We start from the raw sequence: 16784 nt of genomic DNA on the forward strand, positions 1-16784 counted from the left end.
GTTTTGAATCCCAAAACAGGCGACACAGAAGTAGCATGAAAAGTAGCCGCGACTACCCCAGCATAATCAACACCCTACCCTTAGGCTAAACGCTGCCAACGGGCACCCGCAGCATTTGCCCTGGCGCAATATGATCTGGCTGATCAAGTTTTTCTGGATTTGCTTTCACAATCCGATGGTACTGACCTGGATCACTGTAATGTTGCTCAGCGATAGCAGACAGCGTTTCCCCCTCTTCCACTGTATGAGCCCAGAAACCGCCATAGCTATCAATTAGCATTTTGCCAAAAATGACCGGAATAACCGCATCAGGCCCTCCATCAGGTCCAGTACCTGTGGAAATTTCAAGCGTTCCCTGAGCTGTAGCTGGCATGGATGATAAAGGCACTGAAACGCAAAAGTTGGCCTGTGCTCCAGTTTGGCTAACTCGATAAAAATCATGAAAGATTTCTGTACCTTGACCGTCAATCAGTCGAATCGTGATTTCGCCATGTTGCCCTGTACCAACCCCACAAACATAAACAGGGTCTCCAACGATGTCATTGGCTTGGGGCTGACGAATATCAACGGGAGAGGATTGAGTGTTAACCATAATGCTATGACAAAATTCTGCAAATATTCGGATACCACCTTAGAGACTGTTTGAAAAGGGCGTCCGCTAGTCAGCTAGGTCACTGTGACTCAGTAAAGCACAACTGGTGTCTGACCTGATTTGACGGCCTATCGGGTTTGAAAAGTTACCCGATGGGTACTTTTCAAACATCCTCTTAAGCTGGCACTAAACGGTAGAAAGAACCCACTTATACCTACCAAGTTCAACTTGGCACCAGGGTTTGCTTGCTGCATCTCCTGCTTTCCTGTACCAGCTTTATCAACAGACTTTAGTAAACGTCTTCAATGGATACTTCAACTGGATCCTGTTCTAGCCTGAAAATTCTAACCTGATCAAATCGATCTAATTCTAAGCCTGTCTTCTCATACTCCACGGAACACACTGAAATCACTTGAGGAAAGACCCCATCAAGAGGCTCTTTCTCTAATTGTAAAGCCAGCGTGGCATCTGGGGAATCTGGCTGAGTAGTGATTGCAGGAACTAAGTCTACTCTGTAACCGGGATGGGGAACTTCAACTTCTCCGCTTACCCGCAGGGTAGGCTCCCCCGGCGGCATTTGGTCAAAAAAGGCCTGAAAATCTTCCGTGTCTTCAGCCGCTCTAGGACGACAACTTGAAGCAGTATCCCCTGCTGCTGGTGAGTCAAATCCAAAACCAAATGCTGGCCCTGAAGGCTTACCAGTATATTGAGGGTTTGAGGCAGTTTCCAGATAGGCTCTAAGGCCTCTGTCATCGTTTCGGCCACCCGTAGCAACTTATGGATAGTCCACCTGAACTATTGATTCCTAAGGACTTGTTGCCCAAGGGCTGCGGCGTTCTGGAGGCTAGGCTTGCTTGGCCTGAGTGGCCGAAACGATGATTAACGCTGGCTCTAAGTACACATATTTTCGAATTGCCCCACTTTACCGATTTTGCCCCCTCTAGCCTGCCGACTCCGGGGGGGATCAGATCAAATTTTAAAGTCCCCCAGATTTTGGGAATTTAAGGGGCCAAAGCGAGGGCAATGAGATCAGCCATGACTTATGTGTACTTAGTAGCCCAAAAAGGGAGAGGGACTTTGAATTTTGCTTCCCTTCTCCCTTTTTGAGAGAAGGAGCTGGAAGACGTAGAACTTTGCTCTTCCTGCAAAATAGGCTATGAATTTGCAAGAGTGGGATGCACTCATTTTGAAGTTGGTTAACAACCCTCTCCCAGCGAAATTCTAGGTGTGCTTTCCTCGAGTTCTACTGTGCCAAAAATAGGTACATTTTCATTCTTGTAGCTTACAACTAATTCACCATCAAAGCAGGAACCCTTATCTAGTCGACCTTTTAACTCAACACATGTCTCCCTAGAACCCTCACTTATGCAATATTTTGTTAACTCCAACTCATGGCGTTGTGTACCTGGTATCCATGGCGCTTCAATCTCAACATAGTTTTCGCTAACGTCAACCACGATGCCGATTTCTGTAGAAATCCCAGGAATATCAGCTTTACAACCCCATTCCAATCTATTAGTGCCAACATCTAAATCACAACCCATGCTTACTCTTGACAAAGTTGACTCTTTCATTTTAGCCATGATTTGTTTCGCTCCATATCAAAATATCTTCAACCTGCATTGCTGAGCAGGTAAACAGCAACTCTTAGCATTACCTTGAAAGGCGCATTACCTTGAAAGGCAATACTTCATTTGCGTGCGACTATAATGTGCACCTGATTCAAAGACTGTGGCTTAAGGCAGGAAAAACTTATCCCTGGCATTTTTAAACCGTTTGGGCTAGAGTTGCTTCTCTATCAGAACCCTGCCTTGAGTATGCATTGTTCAGGAATCGCTTAAGCTAATGACGCAGTATAGACAAGCTACCAACTGCTTCATTTTTGCCTGCTTCCCCTGTCAACCATATTCTTCCGAGAATTTTTGTCTGAGTACATCACTGCTCCTTGCGAGCGCACTCACATCTCTCTACTGTTCACGTTAACAACCACATATCTGAACCGCAAGGGGGGCAGACGGTTAAAGCGTGGAAATAAGGGAAAATTTGCTAAGGAAGGAGGAGATCGATTATTTGATTTCTCCCAGATTAACGACTTGTTGAAAATCTGGGAGGAATAGAACTACTGAGATCTCGTTGTTATTCTCAATAAGGTTTGTATTTTCCAAAGTGCTTAAGATCTTGTACTTCTTTAGTATTTGAGAACTTATACTTCTTTGAAGTTGAAGCTAGCTCAGCTGCAGCTCCTCTTTTGTCAATGGAGTGACTGTTAATGGAATGACCCGATCGCAGCTCAGCTTAGAATCACGCCTTCCCAGTCTTGAAAGGGATTGCCACAGTTATTAAGCCTACACCAGTACATGACGTCGAGCTCCCAGGACTCTTAGGGCTCATGGACTGTCAACTTTGGGGCCTCCCAGGGTAGAGCCCTGGGGTCTGTACCGGCACTCTGGTTGGTCATTTGGTCACACATTAAAGGTCCACATGACTGGATTGTCATCCAGATGGTCAGTGACCGTGCGGCTAATGGCATCGATTTCAGCCAAATCCGCCGCCGATAGGGTCACCTCAACCGCCCTGGCATTTTCCTGGGCCTGTTCCCCATTGCGGGCTCCGACGATGGCGGTGGTTTGGGGCTGGGCCATCAACCAGGCCAGGGCCAGGTTGCCCAGGGTGGTGTGGTGGCGATCGGCGATCGGTTTCAGTTGGGCCAGGGCGGCTTGGGCCTTGGCGTAGAGGGGGGGCTGAAACAACTTATTCTTACTGCGGATATCGTCCTTGGGAAACTGGTGATGGGGGCCAAACTTGCCGGTCAGCAGGCCCTGGCCCAGGGCCGAGTAGGCCAGGATGGTGATGTTGTGCTCGACACAGTAGGGCTGCAATTCGGCCTCTACCCCCCGCCAGAACAGGGAATAGGGGGGCTGCAAACTGTCGATGCGTCCGTACTGCATCGCCTCTTGTAGTTGGGTTTTAGAAAAATTCGACACGCCGATCGCGCGAATTTTGCCCTGTTGTTTCAACTGATTCAGGGCCTCCATGGTTTCGCCGATGGGCACAATCTCGCTCTTAAACGAGCCCGAGGGCCAGTGGATTTGGTACAGATCAATCACCTCGGTCTGTAGCCGCCCCAGAGAACCCTCACAGGCCTCGATCACCTGATCCGCCTTCAGGTGATTGGCAAAGACTTTGGTGGCCAAAATCACCCGATCGCGCACCCCCGCCAGGGCCTTACCCACTAACTCTTCCGAGTAGCCATCCCCATACACCTCCGCCGTGTCAAAGGTGGTGATACCCGCCTTAAAGGCCGCCTGCATGGCCTCAATCACCGCCTGGTCTTCTATCCCCACCCAGCCTTTCTTCCCCGCCTGCCAGGTGCCAAAAATTAGCGGCGTAATCTCAATATCCGTATTGCCCAGCGTTCGCGTTTCCATGCCTATGTGTCCTGAATAGAATTCAATCTGCCCAGAAAATCCTTATGTTCTAAAGACTGTAAGCCCTGCTGCACCACAGACAGCACCTGGGCCAAGTCGCCCCGTACCATGGCTTCACGATCCAGCCACAGGCCGGGGAAAACTCGACTTTGGCAAACCCCATCAGCCCCCAAAGGTAGATCGACGTAGCGATCGCCCTCTAGATAAAACCAATCAATTTTGCGATCGAACACCTGCCAGACAATATACTCTTTGACGCCGTGGCGGCAGTATACGGCCTTTTTATCTTGCAAATCTGCAGTAGCAGTGCTGGCAGACACCTCTACCACGAGTTCTGGGGGGCCTTCTATGTAGTCGTCACTGCTGAGGTGCGATCGCCCTCCCAGAGATGGTTCCAGCCTCAAAATTCCATCGGGCTGAGGCGCATTCTTATGGTCAAGTCTAACGGTGGGGTTGTCACCTACCCGCACGCCGGGGGTAGCCGCAAAATACAGCCCTAGCCAGGTCATCAAAAAGCTGTGGGGTTCCGCATGGCTCCCGAAACGCAGGGCTGCAGCCACGTATACAACTCCTTCTATCAACTCGGCCTTCTTCAACTTGGGCATCGCGGCGTAGCGGCGCTCGAACTCATCGCGGTTCAGGCGATCGCCGCTTTCCAAAGGCGGCACGGTTAGAGGTGTGTGAGGATAGGTGGTCATCACGGGCATCCGTCAGAACATACTTGCATGATAACCCCCACAACCCTTGATCCCAGGTCAATATAGTAGTACCAATATATTGGCTAAATTCAACGTTTCTCCTTCGGAGACGCTGCGCGAGTAAAATCCAAAATCCAAAATCCTCCTCCTTCCCCATTCCCCCGCCAAGGCGGACACACAGGTCCGCCCCTACGCCCTCACCCTACCCTGCGGGAAGCCGCTTAAGTGCGCTGCACACGCTTCGCGTTCCATGTCGCTTGCGAAACGCGTCTACCACCCATCCACCCCATCCCCCCATCCCCCCACCACCCCACCACTCCCCAATGCCACCCAAACTCCGTCCTTACCAGGTTGATCTGATCAACGATCTCTACCGCCAACTCAACCAGGGCCATAAGCGGATCGCGATCGTGGCCGGAACTGGGGCTGGCAAGACGGTGATCAGCGGCCAGATCTGCGCCCATGCCGAGGCCGCAGGCAAGCGGTTGATGTTTTTGGTGCACCTGGACGTGCTGGTGGGCCAGACCTACGACAAGATGAAGTCCTTTGGGCTGCACTGTGGCTTTATCAAAGCCGGGTGGGAGGAGAACCGCGAGGCCCCCATCCAGATCGCCAGTATCCAGACCATGGGCAAGCGCCGTTGGTGGAAGCAGTGGCCCGCCGATGTGGTGTTTTTTGACGAGGGGCACATTACCCTGTTTAGCCAGGTGGGTAAGTCGGTGCTCAAGACCTTCCCCAACGCGGTCCACCTGGTGATGACCGCCACCCCAGAACGCCTGGGCAAAGAGCAACTGGGGGACTACATGGATACCCTGGTGGCGTCTCCGGTGCCCAGCCAGCTCCAGCAGATGAACTACCTGGCCCCGATGAAGTACTACAGCATGCCGCCAGACGGGGTCGCCAACTTGAAGGAAGTCAAAACCGTGCGAGGGGACTATGACGAAGTCGGGCTGAAAAACGCCTGCGATCGCCCCGAGCTGATCGAAAAAATTGTCAAAGAATGGCAGCGGCTCTGCCCCGGCAAGCGCACCATTGCCTTCTGTGTAGATATTGAGCACGCTCGCCATGTGGCGGATGCTTTTCGGGCCGCGGGTATCCCTGCCGACACGGTGGAAGGGGGCACCCCGATTAAAGAGCGCCAGCGCATGTACAGCGATTTGCGAGACGAAAACATCCTGATACTAACCTCCTGCAATGTGATTAGCATCGGCTTTGATGAACCCAGTGTGGAAGTGGGGCTGATGCTGCGACCCACCCAATCCAGTGCCCTACACCTGCAACAGATTGGTCGGGTGATGCGCATTTCTCCCCAGACCGGCAAGCCCTACGGCATCATTTTGGACCAGGCGGGCAACCTGGAGCGGTTGGGGTTTCCTGAAGACATTAAGGACTATCACCTACCGGTGAAAAAAGATGGGGGCGGGGCGGGCAAGCCAGCCCCCACCAAGCCTTGCCCCCAGTGCGGGCGAATTGTGCTGTCGTTTATTGCCCGCTGCCCCGACTGCGGCCACCAGTGGATCACTGAACGCCCCCTGAATCTAGAGGACATGGTGGAAATTTACTCTGCTGAGCAGGCCCACCAAATCAACGATATTCCCACCCTGGTGGAACTGTTCCACAGCCATCGGCGCCGGGCTTATCTGCGCCGCAATGCCCCCACCTGGGCTGAACGGTCTTTTTGGGAGCATTGTGGCCGCTGGCCTCAGGATGCCTGGTGCCTGGGCTCGATTTTGGGACCCCGCCCCACCCCCCCGCAAATGCTGGAGTATTTTGAGTATCTGCAAAAAAGTGCAAAGCGGCTGGGCAAACGCCCAGATTGGATTAAACAGGAATTTGAAAAGGAATGCGGCGCCGGCAGCTTTGAGCAAATCACGGGGTTGCGTCAGGCCCTGTAACTAAAACCGGCGGCATCCCCCCTACTTCCGTGATCAAGGGAGGTCAGGGGGGATCGTCACGATGGACTCTACCCAAGATGGACTCTGCCCGAGTCAGATCCGCTGGCTTGAGATCTGCTTGCTACAACGTGCTCCAGCTACAAACTTAATCAGAGAACTTAATCAGAGATTGACCAATATCATCTTCTCTAGCTGAATCTAGCGTCTGTATTCCAGGCGCTTTTTTGGTTGGGATACTTAAGATTTAGATGGCAGACTCTTAGCGATCGCCACAATGCATCAGTCTTCCACAGCTAGAAACGATCGGTTACGATTGGCGGTTACGTTTGTGCTAGTGGCGTTATTCTGCCTGGGGGTAGATGACTTTATAACGGAATGTACCTACGGTATGTAGGTATGATTGGCTTGTAATGAGCCTATGGGTACCTGCTACTCAGGCGTTATCAAGGAGCAGAACGATCTCATGAAATCTTCCTTAGTCATTCTCTACCACCGAGAACCCTATGACGAAGTGGTAGAAAACGGCAAAACCGTCTACCGCGAAAAGAAAAGCCCCAACGGTATTGTGCCCACCCTAAAAAGCTTCTTTGCTAACGCCGATAGCAGCACTTGGGTAGCTTGGAAGCAGGTGTCTGCCGATCAGCAGGAAGCCTTTGACGATCGCGTTACGATGGAAGGCTGGAGCGATCGGGCTGTGATTCGCCGCATTCCCCTAACAGCCGATCGCGTCAAGGATTTCTACTACATCACTGCCAAAGAAGCGATTTGGCCCATTCTCCATTCTTTCCCCGAGCATTTCACCTACGAAAGCTCGGACTGGGAGAACTTTCAACACATCAATCGACTCTTTGCTGATGCGGCCTGCGAGGAAGCCGCAGACGATGCTTTGATCTGGATTCACGACTATAACCTGTGGCTTACCCCCTACTACATTCGGCAAAAAATGCCCAATGTCAAAATTGCCTTTTTCCACCACACCCCCTTCCCCGCCGCCGATGTGTTTAATATTTTGCACTGGCGCGAGGCGATCGTTGACAGCCTGCTTTGTTGCGACCTGTGTGGTTTCCACATTCCCCGCTATGTAGAGAACTTTGTTTCTGCGGCTCGCAGCCTACGGGATGTCAACCTAGTTGAGCGTAACCCTGTGCCCGCCGCCTTTACCCCCTTTGGCACCGCCTTAGCGGAACCCGATATGACCACCAAGCTGGAGTACCAAGGCCGGATTGTTAACGTCGATGCTTTTCCCGTCGGCACCAACCCCAGCTACATCCACGACATGGTCAATAAGCCATCGGTGCAGCAACGGGTTCAAGATATTCGCAACGACATTGGCGATAACAAATTGATTGTGTCAGCGGGTCGAGTCGACTACGTGAAAGGGGCAAGGGAAATGCTGCTGTGCTACGAACGGCTGCTGGAGCGGCGGCCCGAGTTACGGGGGAACGTCAACCTGATTATGACAGCCGTCAAAGCCGCGGCTGGTATGCGGGTCTACCGTACCGCCCAGAGTGAAATCGAGCAGTTGGTAGGGCAGATCAATGGTCGTTTCTCCACCCTGACCTGGAATGCCATCACTCTATTTACTGAACCAATTCCTTTCGATGACTTGATGGCACTGTACAAAACTGCCGACATCGCCTGGATTCCCCCCCTGCGGGATGGCCTCAATCTGGTGGCCAAAGAATACATTGCCGCCCATGGGGGCGAAGATGGGGTGTTGGTGCTATCAGAATTTACCGGATCGGCGGTAGAGTTACCCGACGCAGTGCTAACCAATCCATATTCTGACAAGAATATGGATGAATGCATTGACATTGCTCTGGCGATGCCCCCCGAGGAACAAAAGCGTCGTATGGCCAAGATGCATCAAGCGATTACCGAATATGACGTGCAGCAGTGGGCTAATCATATGTTCCGTGAAGCCAATGCGGTAATTGCTGAAGAGCCCGACAAGACCCTAGTGTCGGCCTAGCTATCTTTTAGCCTAGTGATTATGGTAGAGAGGAGATGGGACTAACAGGGAAGTAAGGAAGGTAAGACTGGTGAGGAGATAAAACAAACGCTTACTGCACTTAGGGAGAATATCTCCCCTACCTTCCCCATCTCTCCTACCTTCCCCATCTCCCCAACATCTTAAGTTCCCCCTGCCTCAGTCCCCCAAACCTCTCGACCTGATTCATGCGCGATTTCCAACCTCTTTCTAACCAGCCTTTTGACTTAATTGTGATTGGCGGCGGCATTAATGGAGCCGCCACAGCCCGAGATGGGGCCTTACGCGGTCTAAAGACTATTTTGATTGAAAAGGGCGACTTTGCCGGCGGCACCACCAGTTGGTCTAGTCGCCTAATCCATGGGGGATTGCGCTATCTAGAATATTTTGAATTTAACCTGGTGCGAGAGTCATTACATGAGCGGGAGGTGCTGCTGCGCAATGCGCCACACCTGGCTAAGCCGGTCCAAATGACCATCCCCATTTACCGCAGTGGTTCCCGGGGGTACCGCATCATTCAAGTGGGGATGGTGTTGTATGACGTGCTGAGCTACGACAAGTCGTTGCCCAATCACCGTATGCTGTCGCGCCAGAGCACACGACAGCTTTTTCGGGCCATCGATGCCGAGGCGTTGGCGGGGTCAGCCCAGTACTACGATGGGCAGGCGGAACACGCGGAACGGCTGTGTCTAGAAAATATTCTGGATGCTCAGCAGGCTGGGGCCACGGTACTGAACTATGCCAAAGTAGAAGACATTCACTTGAGTAATCGGCGAATTACCGGCTTAACCTGTCGGGATATGCTCAGCGACCACAGCTTTGAGATCACCACCCACGATCAAACGGTGGTGGTCAATACCTCTGGCCCCTGGGTAGATGAAGTATGTGGCTTAAGTGAGTCACCCATCAGCAAAGGCCGCAAAATTGGCGGCACCAAAGGCAGCCATATCATTGTTGATCCGTTCCCGGGTGCCCCTGACTCTGCCCTTTATGTTGAAGCCAAGTCCGATGGACGCCCCTTCTTCATTATTCCTTGGCTGGGGCAGTACCTGATTGGCACCACCGACGAACGCTATGACGGCAGACTAGACAACATCAAAGCCGACGCCGAAGAAGTCGACTACTTACTGGCTGAAACCAATGCAGTGCTACCCGCCGCTCGGTTAACCCGGGACGACGTGCGCTTTACCTACGCGGGGGTTAGACCCCTCCCCTATGCCGAGGGCAAGAAAGCTGGCAGCATCACCCGAAACCATATCCTGCACGACCACAGCAAAGAAGGGGCGGAAAACTTGATTTCCCTGATTGGCGGCAAACTCACCACCCATCGCCAGGTGGGTGAAGAATTTGTCAATGCTGTCTTCCGCAAGCGTAAACAGACTGTTCCCCCTTGTCCCACCCATAAGCGATCGCTGCCAGGGGCGATTCTACTGGATGACCCTCAGGTTAAACAGTGGCACGATCGCTACAGCCACCTGATTTCCCCACCAGTGCTAGATCACCTGTTGGGCATCTATGGGGCTCGGGTCGCTGACTTACTGGCGTTGGTAGAAGCCAACCCAGCCCTGGCCGAACCGATTGTGGAAGGGCTCTATGACATTCAGGCCCAGATTGTTTTTGCGGCCCAATCTGAAATGGCCCATACCTTTGTGGACATTCTGCGCCGCCGCACCACGGTCTGCATGCACAAAAACTATGGCTTTGACGCTCTACCCGTGGTGGCCCAGGTACTGCGCCAGTACTGCGACTGGAGCGAGGAACGCTGCGATCGCAACATCCGCGCTTACCATCAGTTCATGGAAGCCAACTGCATCCCTGACTTTTCCTTGAGTCGCGATCCGGTCACGTTGCAGGCGACATGAGGCAAAGGGGGAGGTGTTAGGGGTTAGGTTTCAGGGGTTAGGTATCGGGTGGCAGGGGTGTGGCTGAATCGTGAGCCTGAGCAACCCACCCCTGCCCCTCCCAGGAGGGGATTCCGGCACCCGATACCCATACCTCAGACCCCAGACCAATCCCAGCGGGAAACTGGACTCCACCCAGTCCACCTTCCCCACCTCCCCCACCCTGAAGAAAGCCTCTCACGTCTAACTCCCCATCCTCCCATCCACCCCCTTCGGCTCCGCTCAGGGCAAGCATCTTCCCCACCTTCCCCATCCCCCCATCCACCCATCCACCCATCCACCCCCTTCGACTCCGCTCAGGGCAAGCATCTCCCCCACCTTCCCCATCCACCCATCCACCCATCTACCCATACTCACCATGGTCACAACCTCCCCCAGCGCTGACGCCTTACACCAAGTCTTTGAAGACTACAAACATCGCCAGGTCAACCTCACTATCCTTGGGGCTGGGGCTTGGGGCAGCGCTCTGGCCCACATCGCCAATACCAACGACCACCAGGTGCGGATCTGGTCTCGCCGCAGTGAACTGTCCTTAGAAGATGCGGTGGCCGGGGCTGAGGTGATTGTGTCAGCGATTTCGATGAAAGGGGTGCCGGAGGTGGTTAACCGCCTGAAGGCGCTGCATATCCCAGAGACCACGGTGCTGGTGACGGCGACCAAGGGGCTGGACCCTGAAACCACCCTGACGCCATCGCAAATTTTTCAGCGGGCATTTCCTAACCATGCGGTGACGGTCTTGTCTGGCCCCAACCTATCGAAGGAAATCGAAGCTGGTCTACCTGCGGCTACGGTGATTGCCTGCACCAATGAGACAGCAGCCGAGGCGGTACAGCATGTGTTTGCCTGTGACAACTTTCGCACCTACCGCAGCACCGACCCCCTGGGGGCTGAACTGGGGGGGACGCTCAAAAATGTGATTGCGATCGCAGTGGGGGTCTGTGAAGGGCTGGACCTGGGCTCCAACGCTCGATCGGCCCTGATTACCCGCGCTCTGCCCGAAGTGATGCGCATTGGCACCCACCTGGGAGGCCAGCCAGAGACCTTTTTGGGCCTTTCGGGCCTGGGGGACATGCTAGCCACCTGCACCAGTGCCCTTAGTCGTAACTACCGGGTGGGCTATGGCCTCTCCCAGGGAAAATCCTTAGAGCAAATTTTAGTGGAACTGGGTAGCACCGCTGAAGGGGTAAATACCTCCCATGTGCTGATGGCGATCGCCCAGCGGGAACAGATCTCGGTCCCGATTTCTCAACAGGTGCATCTGTTATTGAATGGCGAAATTTCTGCCGAAGAAGCCGTGGCCGCCTTGATGGAACGCAAGCTGAAGGCAGAAGATTACCAGGAGGTGCTACAGCCGGATAGTTAGGACGGGGAAGCGGACGGTGAGCGGTACACGGTATACGGTGCAAGGTGGACGGTATACGGTGCAGGGTGGACGGTGCAAGGTTTAGGACAAACCGCAAACCGCTGACCGCAAACCGCTGACCGTGAGCCGCAAGTCGTTGACCGTATACTGTTAACCGATAGAAAAACCTCTGGCCAAGGAATAGATTCTTACCCGTTCTCGGTTTCGCATTGTAAACGAGTATTTCAATCCAGTTACATCCCTCGAAATCGGCTGAAATTGCCAAAACTAGCGTGATACGATGCCCTTCGTAGCTTCTTCGCGATTCGGGAGAAATATCCTTGTCACTTCGGGTAGCAGTAGTAGGATCAGGTCCGGCAGGCTCCTCGGCAGCCGAGACGCTAGTTAAAGCAGGTATTGAAACCTATTTATTTGAGCGCAAATTAGATAACGCCAAACCCTGTGGTGGGGCCATTCCCCTCTGCATGGTGGATGAGTTTGACTTGCCCCCCAACATTATCGATCGCCGGGTGCGCAAGATGAAGATGATCTCCCCCTCTAATGTGGAGGTCAACATCGGCAGTACCCTCAAAGATGATGAGTACATCGGCATGTGCCGTCGGGAAGTGCTGGATGGCTTTCTGCGCAATCGCGCCGCCAAGCACGGGGCCAAATTAATCAACGGCACCGTCCACACCCTGGACATTCCCCAGTCCGACAGCCAACCCTATACCCTGCACTACACCGAGCACCGGGAAGATGGCCTGGTGGGAGACAGTAAGTCCCTGCAGGTGGACCTGGTGATTGGCGCCGATGGGGCCAACTCCCGGGTGGCTAAGGCCATCAAAGCCGGGGATTACAATTATGCGATCGCTTTCCAAGAGCGTATCCGCTTGCCCGAAGACAAAATGGCCTATTACGAAGACCTGGCCGAAATGTACGTGGGCAACGATGTCTCCCCCGACTTTTATGCCTGGGTGTTCCCCAAATATGACCACGTGGCCGTGGGCACCGGCACCATGCGGGTGAACCAGGCCAAAATTAAACAGCTCCAGGTCGGCATTCGGACTCGGGCTGCCAAGCGCCTGGAAGGGGGCGAAATCATCAAAGTGGAAGCCCACCCCATCCCCGAGCATCCCCGTCCTCGCCGGGTGGTGGGTCGGGTCGCCCTGGTGGGCGATGCTGCCGGTACCGTCACCAAGTCCTCCGGGGAAGGGATTTACTTTGCGGCCAAGTCCGCCCGCATGTGCGCTGAAACCATTGTGGAACTGTCCAACAGTGGGGCCCGCATTCCCACCGAAGATGACCTCAAAGTGTACTTGAAGCGGTGGGATAAGCAGTACGGCATGACCTACAAGGTGCTGGATCTGCTGCAAACCGTGTTCTACCGGTCGGATGCCACCCGGGAAGCTTTTGTGGAAATGTGCTCTGACATCGATGTTCAGAAGCTCACCTTTGACAGCTACCTCTACAAAACGGTGGTCCCCGCCAACCCTCTGGTGCAGATGAAAATCACCGCTAAAACCATGGGTAGCCTGATTCGGGGCCATGCCCTGGCGCCCACCCGTAGCTGGTAGGACGGTAGAGCCCGTTTTTTTAAGTTCAACCCCCTAATCGGTGGCTTTGACTCAATACGGTTAAAGCCACTTTTTATCGTTCATTTGACGATTAGCCTGTTTGTCCAAGACGTATTCTCTGTCGAACTCACGTTCGTTCAATAAATGGCCCGCCAGCCTGACTACCGGCACCCTAAAGACGCCCGAGTGGCAACGCCGGTCTTAGGGTTAACCCCGGTGGCGGTTTTGCACAATTTGCGGGCCAGGGCACCGTCCAGAATCGCCCCTGAAAAGTCCGCCCCGGTGATGTCGGTGTCCTCAAAGGTGGCCCGCAGCAAAATGGTATCCACCAAAATGGCGTCACTGAGGTCACTGCGGGTAAAGCTGACTGAGTCCAACATGCCGGTCGTGAAGTCGGCCCCGTGAAAGTTGGCGCCTGTGGCCACTGACCCGCTAAAGATCGCCCCCCGCACGTCAGCCTCGCTAAAGTCGGTCAGTTCCAGGTTGGCGTTGGAAAATTCTGCCGCCCGCAGTTCCTGGCCTGAAAAGTCTCGACCTTTGAGCTCAGCGTTGCTGAAGGACAGGGGCGGCGGAAAGTAGGGCGCGGCGATCGCCCTCTGGGTTTGACCGTTGACCATGGCTGGGGCAGCCCAGATCAGCAGAATCAAACCAACCCCTAGCACCAGTCGCAGCCCCGCCCGCCAAATACCCATGATTCAAGCCTCCTCTGCCCTGACATAATTCCTCATTATTATCTACCTCCATCGGTAGCCAAGACTCTGGGGTGCATCCCAGTTATGCAAATTTACCCTCATCCCCCAGCCCCTTCTCCCAAAATGGGAGAAGGGGGGCCGGATTCAAAGTCCCTCTCCCGCTCTGGGAGAGGGATTTAGGGTGTAGACGCGGAGCGGCTTCTCTTGAGTGGGCTACAAAAGTGGGATGCACTCAGACTCCGGCCCAGGGCAGATAGCCTGGTGACATAAACCAGATCCAAGTCCAGACCTGGCGTTCTGCCTGTGGGAAAAGTCCAGTTCCCGAGCTGGACTTGGCCTCAAACAGCTTTGCCCCCCCGCCCCCCAACTCTGAGGGGATCTGAAGCCCCCACCTTTACATCCGGCAATCCCTTGATTACCGTGATGGATAGCCCTTCGCCCGATCAGTCCCTATGCAGTACCGACGCTTTGGTCGCACCGAACTTCAAATGCCGGTTTTTTCCTGTGGCGGTATGCGGTACCAGCATTCCTGGAAGGATGTTCCCCTGGCGGAGATTCCGGCCAAAAACCAGGCTAACCTGGAGGCCACCATCCGCCGTGCCCTGGAGTTGGGCATCAATCACATTGAAACCGCCCGGGGGTATGGCACCTCAGAAGTTCAGCTGGGGCAAATTTTGCCGGGGTTGGAGCGCGATCGCCTGATCGTTCAAACCAAGGTATCGCCCACCCCAGACCCGGCTGACTTTCGCCGCACCCTCAGCCAATCCCTGGCCAACCTGAACCTAGACAGCGTCGATCTACTGGGCATCCACGGCATTAACACCGCCGAACTGCTGGACTGGACCCTGCGCCCTGGGGGCTGCATGGCCGTGGCCCGGGAATTTCAACGGCAGGGACGGGTACGGTTTATTGGTTTTTCCACCCATGCTCCAACGGCGGTGATCCAGCAGGCGATCGCCTCTGACCAGTTCGACTACGTCAACCTACACTGGTACTACATCAACCAGGACAACTGGCCTGCCATCGCCGCCGCCCAGCGCCACGACATGGGGGTGTTTATCATCAGCCCCTCCGATAAGGGGGGCCACCTGTATAACCCCTCTGCCACCCTCACCCGACTGTGCGCCCCCCTCAGCCCGATCGTCTTTAACGACCTGTTTTGCCTCAACCATCCCCAGATCCACACCCTCAGCGTTGGGGCCGCCCGCCCCACCGACTTTGACGAGCATGTGAAAACCCTACCCCTGCTCGCCCAGGCCAATACCCACCTGCAGCCCATCCTCAACCGCTTAGAGCACCGGGCCAAGGCCGTACTGGGGGAAGACTGGTTGCGCACCTGGAAAGTGGGCTTACCCAGCCCTGAGCAGACCCCTGGCCATATCAACATTCCTGTAATTCTCTGGCTGCGTAACCTGTTGTTGGCCTTTGACATGGAAGCGTATGCCAAGGCCCGCTACGGACTGCTGGGCAACGGGGGCCACTGGTTTCCGGGGCAAAAGGCCGATCGCCTGGATCAATTGAACTTGAGCCAATGCCTGCAACATAGCCCCCACCGCGATAAAATTCCTCAACTCCTGGCTGAAACCCATGACAAATTAGGGGGACACCAGGTGGCCCGACTATCCAATGCCTAGTAGTCTGTCAAGCTAGACGTGACGGGTCAAAAGGTATGCGGTGCACGGTTTACGGTACACGGCTAGCCTTAAACCGCTTACCGTGAACCGTGAACCCTAAGTCACATCTCTCGTCATTATTTTTTTGACTGAACATTATTCCTGTTAACGATTCACCCCTTAGACATCTACCCTTGAGACCTTCCCCCTATGGCGAACTGGTTTACCGCCGGGGGCATTGTGATGGTGCCCCTGCTGCTATTTTCAATGTTGACCCTGGCCCTGGTGGTCGAACGTAGTTGGTTCTGGCTGCGCATTAGCCGGCAACAGCGGGGGCTAGTGCCCCAGGTACTGAAACTCTATAGCCAAAACCCCTATGGCGCGATCGCAAAACTAAAACAGTATCCCCAACTGCCCATTGCCCGCATTTTCCTGGCCGCCCTTACCCTCGACAGCACCACCCCCGAAGAGTTTTCCCTGGCCCTGGAAAGTGCGGCCCAGGCAGAACTGCCCCTGCTGAAGCGGTTTCACACCGTGTTCGAAACGGTGATCGGCATCGCCCCCCTGCTGGGGTTACTGGGTACCGTCCTGGGATTGATGCAGGTGTTTGCGACCATTCGCCTGGGGGAAAATACCGGCGACTCAGCCGCCGGGGTCACCCTGGGGGTGGGGGAGGCCCTGACCTCCACGGCGATGGGCTTGGTGGTGGCGATGGTGGCCCTGTTGTTTGCCAACCTGTTTCAGGGGTTGTATCGGCGCCAGCGGGCCTTCATTCAAGAAGCTGGGGGCAAGCTAGAAATTTTGCACCGCCGCTACCTGCGACAAGCCCTGCTAGAGCCAAGGGCGATCAATCCCCCTCCCCCCCACCCGCATTGAAAAACTAGAGCAACTCGTGGTTTGTTAAAGCACTGGGCGTTCCATGGCTCGAAATCTTGAGTGATGGGCAAATATGCGCCTTTATACCAATTCCAGCTCGAGATCGGGGGCTTTCCCCAGGCGGAACCTCAGCTCCGAACTTGGGCCTGGTTGATTTGCTGTTATTGATCACATCTAGCT

Annotated in this window: 12 protein-coding genes; 7 read left to right on the forward strand and 5 right to left on the reverse strand. The window is 54.4% G+C overall.

The genetic code is table 11. From position 1 onward, the window contains the following. Window positions 1-85 precede the first annotated feature (85 nt). The 4 genes from E1H13_RS13835 to E1H13_RS13850 form a co-directional block, all read right to left on the reverse strand. The gene (locus E1H13_RS13835) at window positions 86-592 is read right to left on the reverse strand and encodes a LysM peptidoglycan-binding domain-containing protein (protein WP_169614006.1); all 507 of its coding nucleotides are present in this window, start codon (window positions 590-592) and stop codon (window positions 86-88) included. 1196 nt (window positions 593-1788) lie between these two features. Continuing rightward, on the reverse strand, window positions 1789-2175 hold the full coding sequence (locus E1H13_RS13840) for a hypothetical protein (RefSeq protein ID WP_169614007.1): 387 nt from the start codon (window positions 2173-2175) through the stop codon (window positions 1789-1791). 879 nt (window positions 2176-3054) lie between these two features. After that, window positions 3055-4020 carry an aldo/keto reductase gene (locus E1H13_RS13845; RefSeq protein ID WP_169614008.1) on the reverse strand — a complete coding sequence of 322 codons (966 nt, stop codon included), beginning with the start codon at window positions 4018-4020 and terminating at the stop codon, window positions 3055-3057. A 2-nt stretch (window positions 4021-4022) separates the two neighbouring features. Further along, window positions 4023-4718, reverse strand: a complete 696-nt coding sequence (locus E1H13_RS13850; protein ID WP_169614009.1) for a Uma2 family endonuclease — start codon at window positions 4716-4718, stop codon at window positions 4023-4025. Between the two features lie 323 nt (window positions 4719-5041). Here E1H13_RS13850 and E1H13_RS13855 point away from each other — a divergent pair, with 323 nt between their 5' ends. From E1H13_RS13855 to chlP, 5 genes are all read left to right on the forward strand, one after another. After that, complete coding sequence (locus tag E1H13_RS13855) at window positions 5042-6613, forward strand: DEAD/DEAH box helicase (protein ID WP_169614010.1); 1572 nt, start codon at window positions 5042-5044, stop codon at window positions 6611-6613. Window positions 6614-7076: 463 nt separating this feature from the next. Continuing rightward, complete coding sequence (gene ggpS / locus E1H13_RS13860) at window positions 7077-8585, forward strand: glucosylglycerol-phosphate synthase (RefSeq protein WP_169614011.1); 1509 nt, start codon at window positions 7077-7079, stop codon at window positions 8583-8585. 206 nt (window positions 8586-8791) lie between these two features. After that, complete coding sequence (locus E1H13_RS13865) at window positions 8792-10465, forward strand: glycerol-3-phosphate dehydrogenase/oxidase (protein WP_169614012.1); 1674 nt, start codon at window positions 8792-8794, stop codon at window positions 10463-10465. 397 nt (window positions 10466-10862) lie between these two features. Further along, window positions 10863-11867, forward strand: a complete 1005-nt coding sequence (locus E1H13_RS13870; protein ID WP_169614013.1) for an NAD(P)H-dependent glycerol-3-phosphate dehydrogenase — start codon at window positions 10863-10865, stop codon at window positions 11865-11867. A gap of 320 nt (window positions 11868-12187) precedes the next feature. After that, window positions 12188-13423, forward strand: a complete 1236-nt coding sequence (chlP, locus tag E1H13_RS13875) for a geranylgeranyl reductase (protein ID WP_169614014.1) — start codon at window positions 12188-12190, stop codon at window positions 13421-13423. A gap of 161 nt (window positions 13424-13584) precedes the next feature. On the opposite strand, the gene E1H13_RS13880 is transcribed toward chlP, so the two are convergent. Next, window positions 13585-14040, reverse strand: a complete 456-nt coding sequence (locus E1H13_RS13880) for a pentapeptide repeat-containing protein (RefSeq protein ID WP_206070498.1) — start codon at window positions 14038-14040, stop codon at window positions 13585-13587. Between the two features lie 527 nt (window positions 14041-14567). Here E1H13_RS13880 and E1H13_RS13885 point away from each other — a divergent pair. Further along, window positions 14568-15749, forward strand: a complete 1182-nt coding sequence (locus E1H13_RS13885; protein ID WP_169614016.1) for an aldo/keto reductase — start codon at window positions 14568-14570, stop codon at window positions 15747-15749. Between the two features lie 189 nt (window positions 15750-15938). Then, window positions 15939-16604, forward strand: a complete 666-nt coding sequence (locus E1H13_RS13890; RefSeq protein ID WP_169614017.1) for a MotA/TolQ/ExbB proton channel family protein — start codon at window positions 15939-15941, stop codon at window positions 16602-16604. Window positions 16605-16784 lie beyond the last annotated feature (180 nt).

This window comes from Nodosilinea sp. P-1105 (genome assembly GCF_012911975.1).
Taxonomy (GTDB): Bacteria; Cyanobacteriota; Cyanobacteriia; order Phormidesmidales; family Phormidesmidaceae; genus Nodosilinea.

Excerpts from the sequence above, each read along its gene's own strand:
- E1H13_RS13835 (WP_169614006.1), bottom strand. The coding sequence starts at position 592 with ATGGTTAACACTCAATCCTCTCCCGTTGATATTCGTCAGCCCCAAGCC.
- E1H13_RS13840 (WP_169614007.1), bottom strand. The coding sequence starts at position 2,175 with ATGGCTAAAATGAAAGAGTCAACTTTGTCAAGAGTAAGCATGGGTTGT.
- E1H13_RS13845 (WP_169614008.1), bottom strand. The coding sequence starts at position 4,020 with ATGGAAACGCGAACGCTGGGCAATACGGATATTGAGATTACGCCGCTA.
- E1H13_RS13850 (WP_169614009.1), bottom strand. The coding sequence starts at position 4,718 with ATGACCACCTATCCTCACACACCTCTAACCGTGCCGCCTTTGGAAAGC.
- E1H13_RS13855 (WP_169614010.1), top strand. The coding sequence starts at position 5,042 with ATGCCACCCAAACTCCGTCCTTACCAGGTTGATCTGATCAACGATCTC.
- ggpS (WP_169614011.1), top strand. The coding sequence starts at position 7,077 with ATGAAATCTTCCTTAGTCATTCTCTACCACCGAGAACCCTATGACGAA.
- E1H13_RS13865 (WP_169614012.1), top strand. The coding sequence starts at position 8,792 with ATGCGCGATTTCCAACCTCTTTCTAACCAGCCTTTTGACTTAATTGTG.
- E1H13_RS13870 (WP_169614013.1), top strand. The coding sequence starts at position 10,863 with ATGGTCACAACCTCCCCCAGCGCTGACGCCTTACACCAAGTCTTTGAA.
- E1H13_RS13880 (WP_206070498.1), bottom strand. The coding sequence starts at position 14,040 with ATGGTCAACGGTCAAACCCAGAGGGCGATCGCCGCGCCCTACTTTCCG.
- E1H13_RS13885 (WP_169614016.1), top strand. The coding sequence starts at position 14,568 with ATGCAGTACCGACGCTTTGGTCGCACCGAACTTCAAATGCCGGTTTTT.
- E1H13_RS13890 (WP_169614017.1), top strand. The coding sequence starts at position 15,939 with ATGGCGAACTGGTTTACCGCCGGGGGCATTGTGATGGTGCCCCTGCTG.